Raw genomic sequence first — 17,768 nt, 5'->3', positions numbered from 1 at the left:
CGCGACGACTGATCAGTCGTGCCCGTGGCCGCGGTCGACCGGCAGGTCGGTGTCGGCGACGGCGTCCCACTCGTCGTCGATGTGCACGACGGTGCGGCCGCCGGCCCGGTCGACGAGCGACGCGCCGATCGACGCCCGGTAGCCGGACTGGCAGTGCACCCACACCTCGCCCGCCGGCACCTCGTCCATCCGATGCTCCAGCTCCCAGAACGGGATGAGCGTGGCACCGGCGATGTGACCGTCGGTCCACTCGTCGGGCCGGCGCACGTCGAGCACCGCGATGTCGTCGCCACGCCGCGGCAGCTCGTCGGCGAGGTCGGCGAAGGTCGCGCGCCGGTACGACGCCGGACGTCCGTCCGGCGAGAGGACTTCGGGCGCGTCGACCGAGGCGCCGGCCAGCTGGTCGATGCCGATGCGCACCAGGTGGCGGCGAGCCTCGAGGACCTGGTCCTCGTCGTCGCCCACCAGCGTGAGCGGCGTGCCCCAGGGGATCGCCCACCCGAGGTGGGTGGCGAACGGATCGGCCAGCTCCACCGAGATCGTGCCGGGCGCGTGGCCGGCGGCGAAGGCCCGTCGGGCCCGCAGGTCGACGACCCACTCCCCCGCGTCGATGCGGGCGCGCAGCACGACCGGGTCGACGAGCGCGGGCAGGGACAGGTCCGGCCCGGAGGGGCCCTCCAGGTTCAGGGGTCCCATGTGGGCGTAGTACCGGGGATACGCGGTGAGGCCGGACAGCAGCTCGTCGACGAAGTCGTCCTCGTCGGAGGTCAGCGCGTTGTTCTGCTGCTTCTCCTTGCCGATCGTGGAGGCGTCGCCCTTGGTCTCGGTCGCCGAGCAGAAGCTCCCGAACCCGTGGGTGGGGAACACCTCGGTGTCATCGGGCAGCGACGCGGCCAACCGGCGCGCCGACCGGAACTGCTGGCGGGTGAGCTCCTCGGCGATCGCCGGGTCGATCAGGTCCGTGCGGCCGACGGCGCCGAACAGCATCGATCCGCCGGTGAAGACGGCGATCGGGTGGTCGTCGACCGACAGGACGTAGGAGAGGTGGGTCGGGGTGTGGCCCGGCGTGGACACCGCGGTGATCGCCATGCTCCCCGACGTCACCGTCTCGCCGTCGCGGATCGGCGTGCGCTCGAAGGCGACCTCGTCGTCGGCGTTGAGCACGTAGGCCGCGCCGGTGCGGCGGGCCAGGGCGAACCCGCCGGTGACGTAGTCGTTGTGGACGTGGGTCTCGAACACGTGGGTGATCCGTGCATCGCCGACGACGTCGAGCACGCGGTCGACGTCGCGCTGCGGGTCGACCACGACGGCGACGTCCCCGTCGGTGGCCACGTAGCTGCGGTCGCCCAGTCCGGGCGTCTCGATCACGTGCACGTCGACCATGCACGTAGCGTAGGAGCCGTGACCGAGCGCAAGCCGCCCGGGATGACCTGGGAGACCTGGATCGACCGCCAGATCCGCGAGGCGCAGGACCGCGGGGAGTTCGACGGCCTGGCCCTCGAGGGTCGACCCATCCCCGGGCTCGACCGCCCACGCGACCCCGACTGGTGGCACAAGAGCCTCCTGCGCCGCGAGGGCGTCCAACAGCTCCCCACCACCCTGCGGGTGCGCAAGGAGCTCGAGGACTCCCTCGCCGCCATCGCCGCGAGCGAGGACGAGCTCGAGGTGCGCGAGATCATCACCGCCATCAACCGGCGCATCCGGGACGTGAACCGCCTGGCCAGCAGCGGCCCGCCCTCGAACCTCGTGCCGCTCGACGAGGAGCGGGTGGTGCGCACCTGGGCCGAGGGTCGAGCGAGCTAGAGCTCCCCGACGCACGCCCCGGCGCCGAGCCGGGCCAGCCCGGCCAGGTCGCCGTCCTGGAACGTCGTGATCTGGTACTGCCCCACCGGGTGCATCAGCTGGCCGGGATCGTCGACGTGTCCCAGCCCGACGAGGTGCCCGAGCTCGTGGAGCACGACGCCGAGCGCCTGGGCCCGGCCGTCGACCCCGTCGATGATGCTCGCGAGCTGCGGACCGTCGAGGGCGACGATGCCCGAGACGTAGACCGCCGGTCCGCCGCGTGCGGCGTCGATCCACGAGCTGCCACCGATCCCCGCCACGTCGCCGCCGAGCTCGGGCACCTCGGCGGGGTCGGTCCACGCGATGAGCACAGGGGCCCAACGATCGCCGTAGCGGTCCTCCTGGAAGGCCGACCGCTGCGCGACCGGGGGCTCGTCGGTGATGCCCTCGAGCTCGAACCGCAGGCCGGTGGCCTCCGAGGTGATCTGCAGCGCCTCGGCGACGAGCCCCTCGGCCGACGGCGGTGCGGTGCGACCGTTGATGACGACGCTGATCGGCCGGCACGGGTCGTAGGCCACCGGATCGAGCCCGCCCGGCTGGACGCTCATGAACACGTGGGCGCCGGTGCCGGTGGCGACCGGTGGCACACCGAGGGGGGCGTCGCTCGGCGCGGCGCGCGGGGTGGGACGACCGCCGGCGACGGGCGCGCCGACCTCCGGGCCCGCGAGCCACAGCGTCCCGGTGGTCGACCCCTCCCGGTTCAGCTGCCACGCCGCGAGGGCGAGGACGACGAGGAACGCCACCGCCGGCACGAGGCGCAGGTGGCGACGCATGACCGCGCCGGGCCGTCGGCGGCGTCGCCGGGCGGCCCTCTCCAGCCGCCGCCGCTCGGCCTCCAGCTCGATCACCTCGCGCTCTCGGGCTGCCCGCTCGAGCCGCTCGGCCGCCGACGGCTCCCGTCGCCCGCCGCGCACGAAGCCCTCGTCGAAGCTGACGCCGTCGAAGGGGTCGTCGTCGTCCATCAACCCCGGCCCCGCATGAGGGCGGAGCGGCGGGCGACGGCGACGAGCTCGTCGCGCTGGTTGTGACCCCGGTGCTCGAGCTCGACGATGCCCTGGCCAGGTCGGCTGCGTGACGGTCGCACCGCCAGCACCTCGGTCTCGACGTGGATCGTGTCGCCGTGGAACACGGGGGCGGGGAACTCGATCGACGTGAAGCCGAGGTTGGCGACCGTGGTGCCGAGCGTCGTCTCGTGGACGCTGATGCCGACGACGAGGCCGAGGGTGAACAGGCTGTTGACGAGGGGCTGGCCGAACTCGGTGCCCTTGGCGAACTCGGCGTCGAGGTGGAGCGGCTGGGGGTTCATCGTCATCGTCGTGAACAGGACGTTGTCGGCCTCGGTGACGGTCCGGGTCAGCGCGTGCTGCACGACCTGGCCGACCTCGAACTCCTCGAACCACATGCCGGGCACCGTCAGCTCCCCTCTCCGGCGGCGGACAGGACGGATCGGGCGTGGCGCAGCATCGGCTGGTCGACCATCTGCCCGTCGAAGGTGACGACGCCGACGCCGGCGTCGAGGGCCTCCTCGTAGTGCGCGACGAGGCGCCGGGCCCGGTCGAGCGCGTCGGCCGACGGCGTGAACGCCTCGAGCGCCAGCGCGACCTGGCGGGGGTGGATGCAGAGCTTCCCGCCGTAGCCGAGCGACCGGCCCTCGGCCGCGTCGGCGCGGAAGCGGTCGTCGTCGTCGTAGGCGGGGACGATCTGGTCGAGCACCGGGACGCCGTGGACCCGAGCGACGAGCGCGACGTGCGAGCGGGCGTAGAGGACCTCGCGTCCCTCGGCCGTGCGCTCGCCGCCGAGGTCGCTGACGTAGTCCTCGGCGCCGAAGTAGGCCGCCGACGCGAGCCCTGGCGCGAGCACGTCGTCGAGGCGCAGCACCCCGAGGGCGGACTCGATGCCGGCGAGCAGCGCGACGTCCGCCAGGCCGGCGTCGTCGCACAGCTGCCGCACCCGGGCCAGGTCGTCGGCGCTCTCGACCTTCGGCACGACGACCGCGGCGAGACCGGGCACCAGGGCCTCGGCGACGTCGGCCTCGACGTGCTCCGAGAGCGGGGCGTTGACGCGCACCGCGAGCCGGAACGCCGGTTCGGCCGCGAGGAGCGCGCGGCAGGCCTCGCGCGCCTGGGCGCGTGCGGCACCCTTGGCCGTCGGGGCGACGGCGTCCTCGAGGTCGACGACGCCGAGGTCGGTGCCCGTGCCCGGCAGCTTGCCCACCCGCTCGGGGCGGGTGGCCGGCGTGAACAGCGCCGAGCGCAGCGGCACCTGCCGGAGGTCCATGGCGGGACCCTAGACCCCGTCGTCGTCGGCGACCGGCTCGATCACCGACTTCCGCCGGTAGTCGTAGACGAGCAGCGTGTGGGTGTCGGTCACGTGCGGCTGGTTGGTGATGTGCTCGAACAGGAAGCTGCGGAGGTGGTCGACGTCGGCGACCGCGACCTCGACGATGAAGTCGTCGTTGCCGGCGACGGTGGCGACGCTCAGCGTCTCGTCGGCGGCGAGGACCTCCTGCTGGAACCGGTTCACGGCCTCGGTGGTCTTCGGCTGCAGCCGGACGCTGATGAGCACGCGGATCGGCCGCCCGATCGCCGCCAGGTCGACCTCCGCGTGCCAGCCGCGGATCACCCCCCGCTGCTGGAGGGACCGCACCTTCTCGAGGCACGTGGACTCGGCGATGCCCGCGGCCTTCGCCAGGTCCTTGTTCGTCATCCGAGCGTTCTTCTGGAGGAGGCGGACGAGGGTCATCTCGACCGGCGAGAGCTTCGGCTGGACCATGGCTCAGAGAATAATCTTCGGATCGCTTCCCTTCCCAGCGCAGGTGGTTCACCATTGGTGGTGTCACAGGTCACACACTCCCGAGGGGAGAGGGGAGCACGATGGCCGATCTCATCATCGACGAGGTGGCGCTCGAGCCGATCCAGCTGATCGCACCCGACGGCCACCCCACGCCCCACCACGGTCTCGATCCCACGAGCGTCGTCGACCGGCTGCCCGCGATGTACCGGGCCATGGTCGCCACGCGCGGCGTCGACGAGGAGATGGTGAACCTCCAGCGCCAGGGCCAGCTGGCGCTCTACCCGCCCTGCGCGGGGCAGGAGGCGGCCCAGGTGGGGTGCGCCACGGCGCTCCGGGACACCGACTGGCTGTTCCCCCAGTACCGCGAGCTCGGCGCCTTCCTCGTGCGCGGCATCGACCCCGGCGGGGTCGGCCTGTCGTGGCGTGGCACCTGGAACGGCGGGCTCGGCTTCGTCGAGCGCTGCGTCGCCCCCATCTGCATCGCCATCGGCACGAACACCCTCCACGCCGTCGGCGCCGCCATGGCGTCCACCTGGCTCGGCGACGGCGGGGTCACGGTGGCGTTCATCGGCGACGGCGGCACCAGCGAGGGCGACGTCCACGAGGCGCTCAACCTGGCGGCGGTGCAGCAGGCGCCCTGCATCGTGTTCGTGCAGAACAACGGCTGGGCCATCTCCACCCCCACCCACGACCAGTACCGCGCCCCCAGCCTCGCCCACCGGGCGATCGGCTACGGCATGCCGGGCGTGCGCGTCGACGGCAACGACGTCGCCGCCTGCCACATGGTCGTCGCGGAGGCCGCGGAGCGGGCCCGGCGCGGTGACGGCCCCACGCTCGTCGAGGCCGTCACCTACCGCATGGGCCCCCACACCACCTCCGACGACCCGACCCGCTACCGCAGCGAGGGCGAGGTCGCCACGTGGCGGGCGCTCGACCCGATCACCCGGTGCGAGGCGTTCCTGCGCCACGTCGGGGCCTGGGACGACACCCTCGCCGAGGAGGCCGCCTCGCACGCCGCGGACCTGCGCCGGTCGCTGCGCGACGCCGTCTACGACGCCCCGGACGGCCCGGCCACCGAGGTGTTCGAGCACGTCTTCGCCGAGCCGACGCCGGAGCTCCTCCGCCAGCGCGACGAGCTCGCCGCCGAGCTCGAGCGGGAGGGGTGACGGACGTGGGCGCCACCGCCGAGATGACGATGGTCCAGGCCATCGGCGCCGCGCTGCACGACGCCATGGCCGCCGACGACCGGGTGGTCGTGTTCGGCGAGGACGTCGGCCGCCAGGGCGGGGTCTTCCGGGTCACCGACGGCCTCCAGGGCACCTACGGCGAGCAGCGGTGCTTCGACACGCCGCTCGCCGAGTCGGGCATCGTCGGTGCCGCCATCGGCATGGCGCTGCGGGGCTTCCGCCCGGTGCCCGAGATCCAGTTCGACGGCTTCACCTACCCGGCGTTCGACCAGGTCGCGACGCACCTCGCCAAGTACCGGAGCCGCACCCGGGGCCTCGTGCGCATGCCGGTCACCATCCGCGTGCCCTCGTTCGGTGCCATCGGCTCGCCCGAGCACCACTCCGAGTCCACCGAGACCTACTGGGCCCACACCGCGGGGCTGAAGGTCGTGGTGCCCTCGACGCCGGCCGACGCCTACTCGCTCCTGCGGGACAGCATCGAGTGCGACGACCCGGTGATGTTCCTCGAGCCGAAGCGGCGCTACTGGGCCAAGGAGGACGTCGACCGGGCGGCGCGCCGCGAACCGATCGGCACCGCCGTCGTGCGCCGACCGGGCGACACCGTCACCGTCGTCACCTACGGCGGGCTCGTCGGCGTGGCCCTCGAAGCCGCCACCCTCGCCGCCGAGGAGCACGGGTGGGACGTCGAGGTCGTCGACCTGCGCTCGCTGGTGCCCCTCGACATCGACACCGTCGCCGCGTCGGTCGCCCGCACCGGCCGGTGCGTCGTCCTCCACGAGGGGCCCCGCACGCTCGGCATGGGCGCCGAGATCGCCGCCCGCCTCCAGGAGGAGGTCTTCTGGGACCTCGAGGCACCGATCCTGCGAGCGACGGGATTCGACACGCCCTACCCGCCGACCCGGCTCGAGGGCGACTGGCTGCCCGGCGTCGACCGCCTCCTCGACACCGTCGAGCGCTCCCTCTCCTACGACCATGCCTGACACCGCGACCCGCGACTTCCTGCTCGCCGACCTGGGCGAGGGCCTCGAGGAGGCCACGATCGTCGAGTGGCAGGTCGCGGTCGGCGACGTCGTCGAGCTCAACCAGGTGCTGTGCCTGGTCGAGACGGCCAAGGCCGAGGTCGAGGTGCCGTCGCCGTGGGCCGGTCGGGTGGTGGCGCTCGGCGCCGAACCCGGCGACACGGTGCAGGTCGGCGAGGTGCTGGCCACGATCGACCTCGAAGGCGGCGATTCCGAGCCCCGGTCCGAGCCCGATCCCCCGGCCGAGCCCGACCCCCCGTCCGAGCCGCAGGCCCGGCAGAGCACGCTCGTCGGCTACGGCCACGATCCGTCGTCCGACCGCAGCCGGCGGCGCCGCGGCACCCGCGGGCGCGCCACCCGTCCACGCGCCAAGCCGCCGGTGCGCAAGCTCGCCCGTGAGCTCGGGGTCGCGCTGACCGACGTCGCCCCCGGCTCCGGGCCCGACGGCATCGTCACCCGCGCCGACGTCGAGGCCGCAGCCGCGGGAACGACGATCCCGGTCACCGGTGTGCGGGCCCGCATCGCCGAGAAGATGACCCGCAGCCACGACGAGATCCCGACGGCATCGGCCTCGGTCCTCGTCGACTGCACGCGCCTGCTCGAGGTCCGCCGGCGCATGGTCGACCACCTCGCCCGCGTGGGCGAGGACCCGGTCGTCACCCCGTTCGCCCTGATCTGCCGGGTCGTCGTCCAGCAGCTGGCCGCCAACCCGCACCTGAACGCCTCCTTCGACGAGACGGGTCCGGTCATCCGGTTGCACGAGGACGTGCACCTCGGCATCGGCACCGCCACCGAACGGGGTCTCGTGGTCACGGTCGTCCAGGACGCACAACGGCGTGCGCTCCTCGACCTGGCCCACGAGATGGCCCGTCTCGCCGAGGGGGCCCGGTCGGGTTCGCTCTCCCCGTCCGACCTGACCGGGTCCACCTTCACCATCTCCAACTTCGGTGCCCTCGGCATCGACGAGGGCACCCCGATCATCAACCACCCCGAGGCCGCCATCCTCGGCGTGGGCGCCATCCGCCGCCGGCCCCACGTCGTCGACGACCAGGTCGTCGCCCGCGACACGGCGACGTTCACCCTCGTGTTCGACCACCGCGTCGTGGACGGCGCCGAGGTCGGACGCTTCCTGTCGGGTCTCCGCACCGTCATCGAGGAACCGGAACTGGCACTGTTGCACCCATGACCGACTTCGGTGAGGTCCACGACCGGGTCCGCACACCCGAGCCGCGGGCCCTCGACAAGCTGCGCGGCCAGGGGAAGCTGACCGCTCGCGAGCGCCTCGACGTGCTGCTCGACGACGGGTCGTTCGTCGAGGACGGCGCGCTGGCCCACGCCGCGGCCGAGGGGTTCCCCGCCGACGGCGTCGTCACCGGACGGGGGCGCATCGACGGACGGCCGGTGGTCGTCGTCGCCAACGACCCGATGGTGAAGGCCGGCTCGTGGGGCGCCCGCACGGTCGAGAAGATGATCCGCGCCGTCGAGGCCGCCCGCCACGAGCAGGTGCCGATCGTCTGGCTCGTCGACTCCGCCGGCGCCCGCATCACCGATCAGGTGCAGCTCTTCCCCGGGCGCCGGGGCGCGGGCCGCATCTTCTACGAGCAGGTGCGCCTCTCGGGCCAGGTCCCCCAGATCTGCTGCCTGTTCGGACCCTCGGCGGCCGGCGGCGCCTACATCCCGTCGTTCTGCGACGTGGTGTTCATGGTCGACGGCAACGCCTCGATGTACCTCGGGTCGCCCCGCATGGTCGAGGTCGTCGTCGGGGAGACGACCACGCTCGAGGAGCTCGGCGGCGCCCGCATGCACACGTCGGTGTCGGGCTGCGCCGACAACCTCGCCGCCGACGACGTCGACGCCCTCGACCAGGCACGCGCCTACCTCACCTACTTCCCCCAGAGCTGGCGGGAGGCGCCGCCCACCTACCGGCCCGAACCGCCCACCCGCTCGCTGCACGCCGACGACGTCCCCGAGCGCGAGAGCGTGGCGTTCGACGTCCACCGGGTCATCGAGGGCATCGTCGACGCCGACAGCTTCTTCGAGGTGAAGCCCGATTTCGCCCGCGAGCTCGTGTGCGGCCTGGCCCTGCTCGACGGGCACCCGGTCGGCATCGTCGCCAACAACCCGTCGCACCTCGGCGGCGTGCTCTTCGGCGACTCCGCCGACAAGGGCGCCCGCTTCATCTGGTGCTGCGACGCGTTCAACATCCCGCTCGTGTTCCTCGCCGACGTCCCCGGCTTCATGGTCGGCACCCAGGTCGAGCGGGCGGGCATCATCCGCCACGGCGCCAAGATGATCACCGCGGTCAGCGAGGCGACGGTGCCGAAGATCTCCGTCGTGCTGCGCAAGGCGTACGGCGCCGGCCTCTACGCCATGGCCGGCCCGGCGTTCGGCAGCGACGCCACCCTCGCCCTGCCCACCGCCCGCATCGCGGTGATGGGCCCCGACGCCGCGGTCAACGCGGTGTTCGCCAACCGCATCGCGGCGATCGAGGACGAGGACGAGCGGGCGGCGTTCGTCGCCGAGCAGCGCCGGCTCTACGAGGAGGACGTCGACCTCCTGCGCCTGGCCTCCGAGCTCGTCATCGACGCCGTCGTCCCGCCCGAGGACCTGCGCCGGGAGCTGATCGCCCGCATCGACGGGGCCCGGGGGAAGGACCGCAGCTTCGCCGTCCGCCGCCACGGCGTCCCGCCCGTCTGACGGCCCGAAGGAGGCCCGTGCACGACCCCTACCTCACCGACGAGCACCAGCAGCTGCGGGCCGTCGTCCGCGACTTCGCCGCGCGCGAGATCGAGCCGTTCGCCGCCGAGTGGGACCGCACCCACACCTTCCCCACCGACACCGTGCTCGCCATGGGAGAGCTCGGCCTGTTCGGCATCCCCTTCCCCGAGCCCTACGGTGCGGGCGGCGACCTCACCGGCCTGTGCGTCGCCATCGAGGAGGTCGCCCGGGTCGACCAGTCGCTGGCGATCACGCTGGAGGCGGGCGTGGGCCTCGGCGCCGGACCGATCGCACGCTTCGGCACCGACGAGCAGAAGGAGCGGTGGTTGCCGGACCTGTGCGCCGGTCGCGCCCTCGGCGGGTTCGGGCTCACCGAGCCCGACGCCGGGAGCGACGCCGGCGGCACCCGCACGACCGCCACGCTCGACGGGTCCGCCGGCGAGTGGGTGATCGACGGCGAGAAGGCGTTCATCACCAACTCCGGCACGCCGATCACGTCGCTCGTCACGGTCACCGCCCGCACCGGCCCCGACGAGATCAGCACGATCGTCGTCCCCGCGGGGACGCCCGGGTTCGAGGTGCTCCCGCCCTACCGGAAGATGGGCTGGCACGCGTCGGACACCCACGGGTTGGCGTTCAGCGGCTGCCGGGTGCCCGAGGACCACCTCCTCGGCCCGCGGGGCCGTGGGTTCGCCCAGTTCCTCGGCATCCTCGACGAGGGCCGCGTGGCGATCAGCGCCCTCGCCGTCGGCGTCATCCAGCGCTGCGTCGACGACGCCGTCGCCTACGCCACGGAGCGCCACACGTTCGGCCGGCCGATCGGCTCGAACCAGGCGGTCGCCTTCGCCATCGCCGACATGGAGGTCGCCCTCCACGCCGCGCGGTCGCTCACGTACCACGCGGCCTGGCTGCGCGACCAGGGGCGCCCGTTCACCCACGCCGCTGCGATCGCCAAGCTCCAGTCGACCGAGGCCGCCGTCGCCGCCACCCGCACCGCGACCCAGGTGTTCGGCGGCAGCGGGTTCATGGACGAGACCCCGGTGGCCCGCCACTACCGCGACGCCAAGATCCTCGAGATCGGCGAGGGCACGAGCGAGGTGCAGCGCCTCATCATCAGCCGCGGCCTCGGCCTTCCGGTCCGATGAGCAGCTTGCCGGTGCGATGAGCGAGCGGGGCGAGGTCCTCTGGACGCCACCGGACGACGTCTGGTCGTCGACAGCTGCGGGACGGTTCGCCAGCGCCCACGGCCACGACACATACGCCGCGCTGCACCACTGGTCGGTCACCGACCTGGACGGGTTCTGGGGCGCGGTCGCCGACGACCTCGACGTGATGTGGCACCGCCGGCCCGACGCCGTGCTCGCCCGTGGGCCCGACGGGATCCCCGGCACGCGCTGGTTCCCCGGCGGCGAGCTGAGCTACGCCGAACACGCGCTGCGCCACGCCGAGGTCGACCCCGACGGCGTCGCCGTGACCGCCCGGAGCCAGACACGCGCCGGGACGACGCTCACGTGGACCGAGCTCGTCGACGCCGTCGCCGCCTGCGCAGCGGGGCTGCGCCGCCTCGGCGTCGGACGCGGCGACCGTGTCGTCGCGTTCGCGCCCAACGTCCCCGAGACGCTCGTCGCCATGCTCGCGACGGCCTCGCTCGGGGCGGTGTGGTCCAGCTGCGCACCGGAGTTCGGCGTGCGGGCGGTGGTCGACCGGTTCGCGCAGCTCGACCCGACGGTGCTCGTCGCCGTCGACGGCTACCGCTACGGGGAGCGGGCGATCGACCGTCGCGAGCACGTCGCCGCCATCCGCGACCAGCTGCCGACGCTCCGCCACGTCGTGGCGATCCCCTACCTCGACGACGGCCTCCCCGACGCCACGCTCTGGGGCGACCTCCTCGCCGGACCGACCGAGCCGCTCTCGTTCACGCCCGTCCCGTTCGACCACCCGCTGTACGTGCTGTTCAGCTCGGGCACCACCGGCCTGCCCAAAGCGATCGTCCACTCCCACGGCGGCATCACCCTCGAGCACCTCAAGGTGCTCACCCTCCACCAGGACCTGACGCCGGCGGACCGCTTCTGCTGGTTCACGACCACCGGGTGGATGATGTGGAACTACTTGGTGTCGGGGCTCCTCACCGGCGCATCGATCGTCCTCTTCGACGGCGACCCCGGCCACCCCGACCTCGGCACGCTGTGGCGCACCGCGGAGGAGACCGGCACGACCGTGTTCGGCACGTCGGCCCCGTTCCTGCTCGCCTGCCGCAAGGCGGGCATCGAACCGCCACGCGGCTCGCTCCGCTGGGTGGGCTCCACCGGCGCGCCGCTGCCGGCCGCGGGGTTCCGCTGGGTCGACGAGGCACTCGGCGTCCCGGTCAGCTCGATCAGCGGCGGCACCGACGTGTGCACCGCGTTCGTCGGCTCGTCACCCCTGGTGCCCGTGCGGGCCGGCGAGATCCCGTGCCGGCTGCTCGGCTGCGCCGTGGAGGCGTTCGACCCCGACGGCCGTCCGTTGCCGCCCGGGGTCACCGGCGAGCTGGTCGTCACCGAGCCGATGCCGTCGATGCCCGTGGGGTTCTGGGGCGACGAGGACGGCGCGCGGTACCGGGACGCCTACTTCTCGGTGTTCCCCGGCGTCTGGCGACACGGCGACTGGGTGACCTTCACCGACGACGGTGCCTGCACGATCAGCGGACGGTCCGACGCCACCCTCAACCGGGGCGGGGTCCGCCTCGGCACGAGCGACCTCTACACCGTCGTGGAGTCGCTGCCCGAGGTCGACGACAGCCTCGTCGTCCACCTCACCTCCGACGACGACCCCACCGGCATGGGCGAGCTGGTGCTGTTCGTCCGGCCCGTCCCCGACGTGCACGTCGACGACGACCTGCGGGCCCGCATCGCCGGCGCCCTCCGCGCCGAGCTGTCGCCCCGGCACGTCCCCGACCGCATCGAGGAGGTGCCGGCGGTGCCGCGCACGCTGTCGGGCAAGAAGCTCGAGGTCCCGGTCAAGCGGATCCTCGAGGGCGCGCCGGCGGAGCGGGCCGCCAGCCGCGACTCGCTCGTCGATCCTGCGGCCCTCGAGTGGTACGAGGCGCACCGCCACCGCTGAGCGGCGGTCACCACTCGCGCTGGTGCAGCAGCGCCCGGTCACGTCCGGCGCGCTTGGCGTCGTAGAGCGCGGCGTCGGCGGCGTCGAGGAGGGAGGCGACGGTGTCGCCCGGCACGAGCCCGGCGACCCCGATGCTGAACGTGGTGACCGTCCCCGAGAGGGTCCGGGCCCGACGGCACAGGCGGTCGGCGACGTCGAGCGCCTCACGGCCGGACGTCTCGACGAGCAGGGCGGCGAACTCGTCACCGCCCACCCGCCCGACGACGTCGACGTCGCGCACCGACTGACGCAGCAGGTCGCCGACCCGCCGCAGCACTGCGTCGCCCATGCCGTGCCCGCGGGCGTCGTTCACCGCCTTGAACTCGTCGAGGTCGACGAGGAGAAGGGCGAGCGGGCGCCGCAGCCGGTTCGCCCGCTCCACCTCGGACGTGAACGCCTCCTGGAAGCCACGCTGGTTGAGGCACCCGGTCAGCTCGTCCTCCCGGGCCAGCTGCACCTGCTCCTGGAACTGGTCCCACTGGTTGCGCGCGGCGACCGAGCACATCCACGCCGTGAGGGCCAGGCAGCCGGCGACCAGCAGGTTGCCGCCGGGCTCCGCGGCGTCGTTGACGATCAACCCGCCGTAGAGCAGCAGGATGCCCACCGACACCTTCAGGACCGCTCCCGGCGGGTAGGCGGTGGCGGCGTAGACGAGGATGAGGAAGTAGAACGCCGAGAACGGGCTGCGGCTCTGGCCCTCGACGTAGCACCCGGCGGTCACCGCGAGCGACGCGGTGCCCGACCAGCCGTAGAAGAACCACGCGGCGCGCCGGCTGGTGACGATGACGTCGAGCGGGAGCAGCAGGAGGCCGACGGTCGCCCCCATCGTGGCGAACAGCAGCATGGTGAGGGTCACGCGCTCCGCCACCGCGGTGTCGGTCGCGACGTAGACGACACCGCTGCTGCACGCGAGGACGGTCAGCACGACGCCGGCGCGCACGTGTGCGAGCCAGAAGTCAGGCCGTTCGGCCCCGTCGAACCCGCGCTGGTCCATCACCGATCGATCGGAACGGGCCGGATCGTCGTGAGGACCCGAACGGCGTCGGGCCGATCGGCCCAGTGTGCTCCACTGGCTTCGTGGGAACCCCCCGGGAGTGGATCCTCCACGTCGACCTGGACCAGTTCCTCGCTGCGGTCGAGGTCCGGCGGCGCCCGGAGCTGGCCGGGCGGCCCGTCGTCGTCGGCGGCGACGGCGACCCAACCCGTCCCCGGCAGGTGGTCGCCACCGCGTCCTACGAGGCGCGCGCCCACGGCGTGCGGTCCGGCATGCCGCTGCGGACCGCTCAGCGGCGCTGCCCCGACGCCGTCTTCCTCCCGTCGGACCGGCCGGCGTACGACGCGGCGTCGGCCGAGGTGATGTCGGTGCTGCGGTCCTTCGACGTGCCCGTCGAGGTGCTCGGGTGGGACGAGGCGTTCCTCGGCGTGGCCAGCGACGACCCGGAGGCGTTCGCCGAGCAGGTGAAGGCAGCCGTCGTCGAGCGCACCGGGCTCACCTGCGCCGTCGGGATCGGCGACACGAAGCTCCAGGCCAAGACGGCCACCGGTTGGGCCAAGCCCGGAGCGGTGGCCCGCCTCACCCGGGACGAGTGGTTCGAGCGGCTCGGCGACGCGCCGGCGTCGGACATCTGGGGCATCGGACCCCGCACGGCGGAGAAGCTCCGGGCGCTCGGGATCCACACGGTCCTCGACCTCGCACGCACGGACCACGCCGAGCTGGCGGCCACGTTCGGACCGACGATCGGCCCGCACCTGCGGCTGCTCGGTCTCGGCGGCGACGACGACCCGGTCCGCGCCGAGCCACGGGTGGCCAAGGGCCGCAGTCACGAGGAGACGTTCACCACCGACCTGCCCGACCCCGCCGACGTGCGGGACCGGGTCGACCGCATGGCTCGCGGCCTGGTCGACGAGGTCGCGCCCGAGGGTCGCCGCGTCACCCACGTGGCGGTCAAGGTGCGCACCGCGTCGTTCTGGACCCGCACCCGCTCCGGGAAGCTGCCCGCTCCCACCCTCGACCCGGCGGCCGTCGCCGCCCACGCCCTCGTGGTGTTCGATCGCTTCGAGCTCGACCGGCCCGTCCGCCTGCTCGGCGTGCGGGTCACGTTCGAGGAGCCGGCGTCCGGTTCGCCGCCGACCGACCCGGGTACGGCCGCTGGAGGCGAGCACCAGGACGCGATCAGGAGCACGATGGAGCCATGACGACGAACAGCTTCGGAGCCCGCAGCGACCTCACCGTCGGGGGAGCGTCGTACGAGATCCACCGCCTCGACGCCGTCGGGGACGAGGCCGCCGGACTGCCGTACAGCATGAAGGTGCTGCTCGAGAACCTGCTCCGGCAGGAGGACGGCGAGACGGTCACCGCCGAGGACATCGAGGCCCTGGCCCGCTGGGACGGCGGCGCGTCCGACCGCGAGATCTCGTTCATGCCGGCGCGCATCCTCATGCAGGACTTCACCGGCGTGCCCGCCGTGGTCGACCTCGCCGCCATGCGCGACGCCGTCGAGCAGCTCGGCGGTCGGGCTGGCGCCATCAACCCGCTCATCCCGACCGACCTGGTCATCGACCACTCGGTCAGCGTCGACACCTTCGCCCGGCCCGACGCCTTCGCCCGCAACGTCGAGATCGAGTTCGAGCGCAACGGCGAGCGTTACCAGTTCCTCAAGTGGGGCCAGCAGGCCTTCGACGGCTTCCGGGTCGTGCCGCCCGGCACCGGCATCTGCCACCAGGTCAACCTCGAGCACCTCGCCCGCGTCGTGTTCGTCGACGAGGCCACCGGCCGTGCCTACCCCGACACCCTCGTCGGCACCGACAGCCACACGCCGATGGTCAACGGCCTCGGCGTGCTCGGCTGGGGCGTCGGCGGCATCGAGGCCGAGGCCGCCATGCTCGGCCAGCCCATCTCGATGCTGCTCCCCCGCGTGGTCGGCGTCCGCCTCGAGGGCGAGCTGCCCGAAGGCGCCACCGCCACCGACCTCGTCCTCACCGTCACCGAGCTCCTCCGCGAGCACGGCGTGGTCGGCAAGTTCGTCGAGTTCTACGGGCCCGGCGTCGGCAACGTGCCCGTGGAGAACCGGGCGACGATCGGCAACATGTCGCCGGAGTACGGCTCGACGGTCACGATCTTCCCGATCGACGAGGAGACGCTCCGCTACCTGCGCTTCACCGGGCGGCCGGACAGCCTGGTCGAGCTGGTCGAGCGCTACGCCAAGGAGCAGGGCCTCTGGTTCGACCCCCAGGCCGTCCCCCGCTTCTCCGAGACGATCGAGCTCGACCTCAGCAGCGTCGTCCCGAGCATCGCCGGCCCGTCCCGCCCGCAGGATCGGGTGGCGCTGAGCGAGGCCAAGGCACGGTTCGCCACTGCGCTGCTCACCTCGCTCCCCGAGCAGGCGCTCACCGGCACCGACGAGGCGTCGGCCGAGTCGTTCCCCGCCAGCGACCCCCCGGCGGCGTCCGAGGGCGTCACCGGCGAGGGCGGGGCCGAGCCCGAGGCAGCCGAGACCCGCGTCGCCGGCCCGCGCTCGGCAGGCGCGGCGCCGGAGCGGGTGCGCAAGGAGGTCCCGGTCACCCTGGCCGACGGCACCGAGGTCACCCTCGACCACGGCCACGTCGTCATCGCCGCCATCACCAGCTGCACCAACACGTCCAACCCGTCGGTGATGCTCGCCGCCGGTCTCCTCGCCAAGAAGGCCGTCGAGCGGGGCCTCACCCGCCAACCGTGGGTGAAGACGTCGCTGGCACCGGGGTCGAAGGCGGTCATGGACTACTACGAGCGGGCCGGGCTCACGCCCTACCTGGAGAAGCTCGGGTTCCACCTGGCGGCGTTCGGCTGCACGACCTGCATCGGCAACTCGGGGCCGCTGCCGCCGGAGATCTCCACCGCCGTCAACGACGAGGGCCTGGCCGTGGTGTCGGTCCTCTCCGGCAACCGGAACTTCGAGGGCCGCATCAACGGCGACGTGCGCATGAACTACCTGGCGTCGCCGCCCCTCGTCGTCGCCTACGCGCTGGCCGGGACGATGGACCGCGACCTGGTGAACGAGCCGCTCGGCACGGGCAGCGACGGCGAACCCGTCTACCTGCGCGACATCTGGCCCACCGACGCCGAGGTCACCGAGACGCTGCGGGACGCCGTGCGGTCCGAGATGTTCGACCGGGCCTACGCCGACGTGTTCGCCGGCGACGAGCGGTGGACGTCGCTCGAGTCGTCCACCGGTGAGCGCTACGAGTGGTCCGACGAGTCGACCTACGTGCGGAACCCGCCGCACTTCGACGGCCTCACCCCCGACCCCGCCCCCCTCGCCGACATCACCGGCGCCCGGGCGCTGGCGGTGCTCGGCGACAGCGTCACCACCGACCACATCTCCCCCGCCGGCGCCATCCGGCCCGACTCCCCGGCCGGGCAGTGGCTCCAGGACCACGGGGTCGCTCCCGCCGACTTCAACTCCTACGGCTCCCGCCGCGGCAACCACGAGGTGATGATCCGCGGCACCTTCGCCAACGTCCGCATCCGCAACCGCCTGGCTCCGGGCACCGAGGGCGGCGTCACGCTCCACCTCCCCGACGGCGAGGAGATGACGATCTACGACGCTGCGATGCGCTACCAGGACGAGGGCGTCCCGCTCGTCGTCCTCGCCGGCAAGGAGTACGGCTCGGGCTCGTCGCGGGACTGGGCAGCCAAGGGCACGTTCCTCCTCGGCGTGTCGGCCGTGCTCGCCGAGAGCTACGAGCGCATCCACCGCTCGAACCTCATCGGGATGGGTGTGCTGCCGCTCGAGCTGCCGGCGGGCGAGACCGTCGAGTCGCTCGGCCTCACCGGTCACGAGCAGTTCGACATCGTCGGGCTCGACGGCCAGGAGGTGCCGCCGTCGGAGGTCGAGGTCCGGGCCGGCGACGTCACGTTCACCGCGAAGGTCCGCATCGACACGCCCCGGGAGGCCGACTACTACCGCCACGGCGGGATCCTGCGCTACGTCCTGCGGGACCTCGCTCGTCGCTAGGGCGCTCTACGCCGTACAGTTGAGTGTGGCGCGTGGCGTCCCCTCGTCGCGCACCGTCCCCCACCCCCCTGTCCCCC

Annotated in this window: 15 protein-coding genes; 9 read left to right on the top strand and 6 right to left on the bottom strand. The window is 73.2% G+C overall.

Annotated elements, in window-relative coordinates:
* Nucleotides 1–12: 12 nt before the first annotated feature.
* A complete protein-coding gene (locus tag GH723_RS03830; protein ID WP_153758403.1) occupies nt 13–1,383 on the bottom strand; it encodes an MBL fold metallo-hydrolase in 1,371 nt (456 codons plus the stop codon).
* A gap of 18 nt (nt 1,384–1,401) precedes the next feature.
* On the opposite strand from GH723_RS03830, the gene GH723_RS03825 reads away from it, so the two are divergent.
* On the top strand, nt 1,402–1,803 hold the full coding sequence (locus GH723_RS03825) for a DnaJ family domain-containing protein (protein ID WP_153758402.1): 402 nt from the start codon (nt 1,402–1,404) through the stop codon (nt 1,801–1,803).
* Here the strand turns inward: GH723_RS03825 and GH723_RS03820 are convergent.
* From GH723_RS03820 to GH723_RS03805, 4 genes are read right to left on the bottom strand one after another with little or no spacing between them, the layout of a single operon-like run.
* Nucleotides 1,800–2,804: an SCO2583/SCO2584 N-terminal domain-containing protein gene (locus GH723_RS03820; protein WP_153758401.1), complete on the bottom strand. Its 1,005-nt coding sequence runs from the start codon at nt 2,802–2,804 to the stop codon at nt 1,800–1,802. The genes GH723_RS03825 and GH723_RS03820 overlap by 4 nt on opposite strands.
* On the bottom strand, nt 2,804–3,244 hold the full coding sequence (locus GH723_RS03815) for a MaoC family dehydratase (protein WP_153761064.1): 441 nt from the start codon (nt 3,242–3,244) through the stop codon (nt 2,804–2,806). Before GH723_RS03815 ends, GH723_RS03820 begins: the two co-directional genes overlap by 1 nt.
* Nucleotides 3,245–3,255: 11 nt before the next feature.
* Nucleotides 3,256–4,119, bottom strand: coding sequence for an HpcH/HpaI aldolase/citrate lyase family protein (locus tag GH723_RS03810; RefSeq protein WP_153758400.1), 864 nt, complete (start codon nt 4,117–4,119; stop codon nt 3,256–3,258).
* 9 nt (nt 4,120–4,128) lie between these two features.
* Nucleotides 4,129–4,614, bottom strand: coding sequence for an Lrp/AsnC family transcriptional regulator (locus GH723_RS03805; protein ID WP_153758399.1), 486 nt, complete (start codon nt 4,612–4,614; stop codon nt 4,129–4,131).
* 101 nt (nt 4,615–4,715) lie between these two features.
* Between GH723_RS03805 and pdhA the strand changes: the two genes are divergently transcribed.
* From pdhA to GH723_RS03775, 6 genes are read left to right on the top strand one after another with little or no spacing between them, the layout of a single operon-like run.
* Nucleotides 4,716–5,801, top strand: coding sequence for a pyruvate dehydrogenase (acetyl-transferring) E1 component subunit alpha (gene pdhA, locus GH723_RS03800; RefSeq protein WP_153758398.1), 1,086 nt, complete (start codon nt 4,716–4,718; stop codon nt 5,799–5,801).
* 23 nt (nt 5,802–5,824) lie between these two features.
* Nucleotides 5,825–6,802, top strand: a complete 978-nt coding sequence (locus GH723_RS03795; RefSeq protein WP_153761063.1) for an alpha-ketoacid dehydrogenase subunit beta — start codon at nt 5,825–5,827, stop codon at nt 6,800–6,802.
* The gene (locus tag GH723_RS03790; RefSeq protein ID WP_153758397.1) at nt 6,795–8,027 is read left to right on the top strand and encodes a dihydrolipoamide acetyltransferase family protein; all 1,233 of its coding nucleotides are present in this window, start codon (nt 6,795–6,797) and stop codon (nt 8,025–8,027) included. The genes GH723_RS03795 and GH723_RS03790 overlap by 8 nt, the downstream gene beginning before the upstream one ends.
* Nucleotides 8,024–9,538, top strand: a complete 1,515-nt coding sequence (locus GH723_RS03785; protein ID WP_153758396.1) for an acyl-CoA carboxylase subunit beta — start codon at nt 8,024–8,026, stop codon at nt 9,536–9,538. Before GH723_RS03790 ends, GH723_RS03785 begins: the two co-directional genes overlap by 4 nt.
* 17 nt (nt 9,539–9,555) lie before the next feature.
* Entirely contained in the window at nt 9,556–10,704 is a 1,149-nt protein-coding gene (locus GH723_RS03780) for an acyl-CoA dehydrogenase family protein (protein WP_153758395.1), read from the top strand.
* A gap of 16 nt (nt 10,705–10,720) precedes the next feature.
* On the top strand, nt 10,721–12,658 hold the full coding sequence (locus GH723_RS03775) for an acetoacetate--CoA ligase (RefSeq protein WP_153758394.1): 1,938 nt from the start codon (nt 10,721–10,723) through the stop codon (nt 12,656–12,658).
* A gap of 7 nt (nt 12,659–12,665) precedes the next feature.
* On the opposite strand, the gene GH723_RS03770 is transcribed toward GH723_RS03775, so the two are convergent.
* The gene (locus GH723_RS03770; RefSeq protein WP_153758393.1) at nt 12,666–13,691 is read right to left on the bottom strand and encodes a GGDEF domain-containing protein; all 1,026 of its coding nucleotides are present in this window, start codon (nt 13,689–13,691) and stop codon (nt 12,666–12,668) included.
* Between the two features lie 83 nt (nt 13,692–13,774).
* Here GH723_RS03770 and GH723_RS03765 point away from each other — a divergent pair, with 83 nt between their 5' ends.
* Both GH723_RS03765 and acnA read left to right on the top strand, forming a co-directional pair.
* A complete protein-coding gene (locus GH723_RS03765) occupies nt 13,775–14,893 on the top strand; it encodes a DNA polymerase IV (RefSeq protein WP_153758392.1) in 1,119 nt (372 codons plus the stop codon).
* On the top strand, nt 14,890–17,691 hold the full coding sequence (acnA, locus tag GH723_RS03760; RefSeq protein WP_153758391.1) for an aconitate hydratase: 2,802 nt from the start codon (nt 14,890–14,892) through the stop codon (nt 17,689–17,691). Before GH723_RS03765 ends, acnA begins: the two co-directional genes overlap by 4 nt.
* The last annotated feature ends 77 nt before the right edge of the window (nt 17,692–17,768 follow it).

The sequence above is a fragment of the Actinomarinicola tropica genome (genome assembly GCF_009650215.1).
Lineage (GTDB): Bacteria > Actinomycetota > Acidimicrobiia > Acidimicrobiales > SKKL01 > Actinomarinicola > Actinomarinicola tropica.
This window is presented reverse-complemented; position numbering and strand designations above follow the sequence as displayed.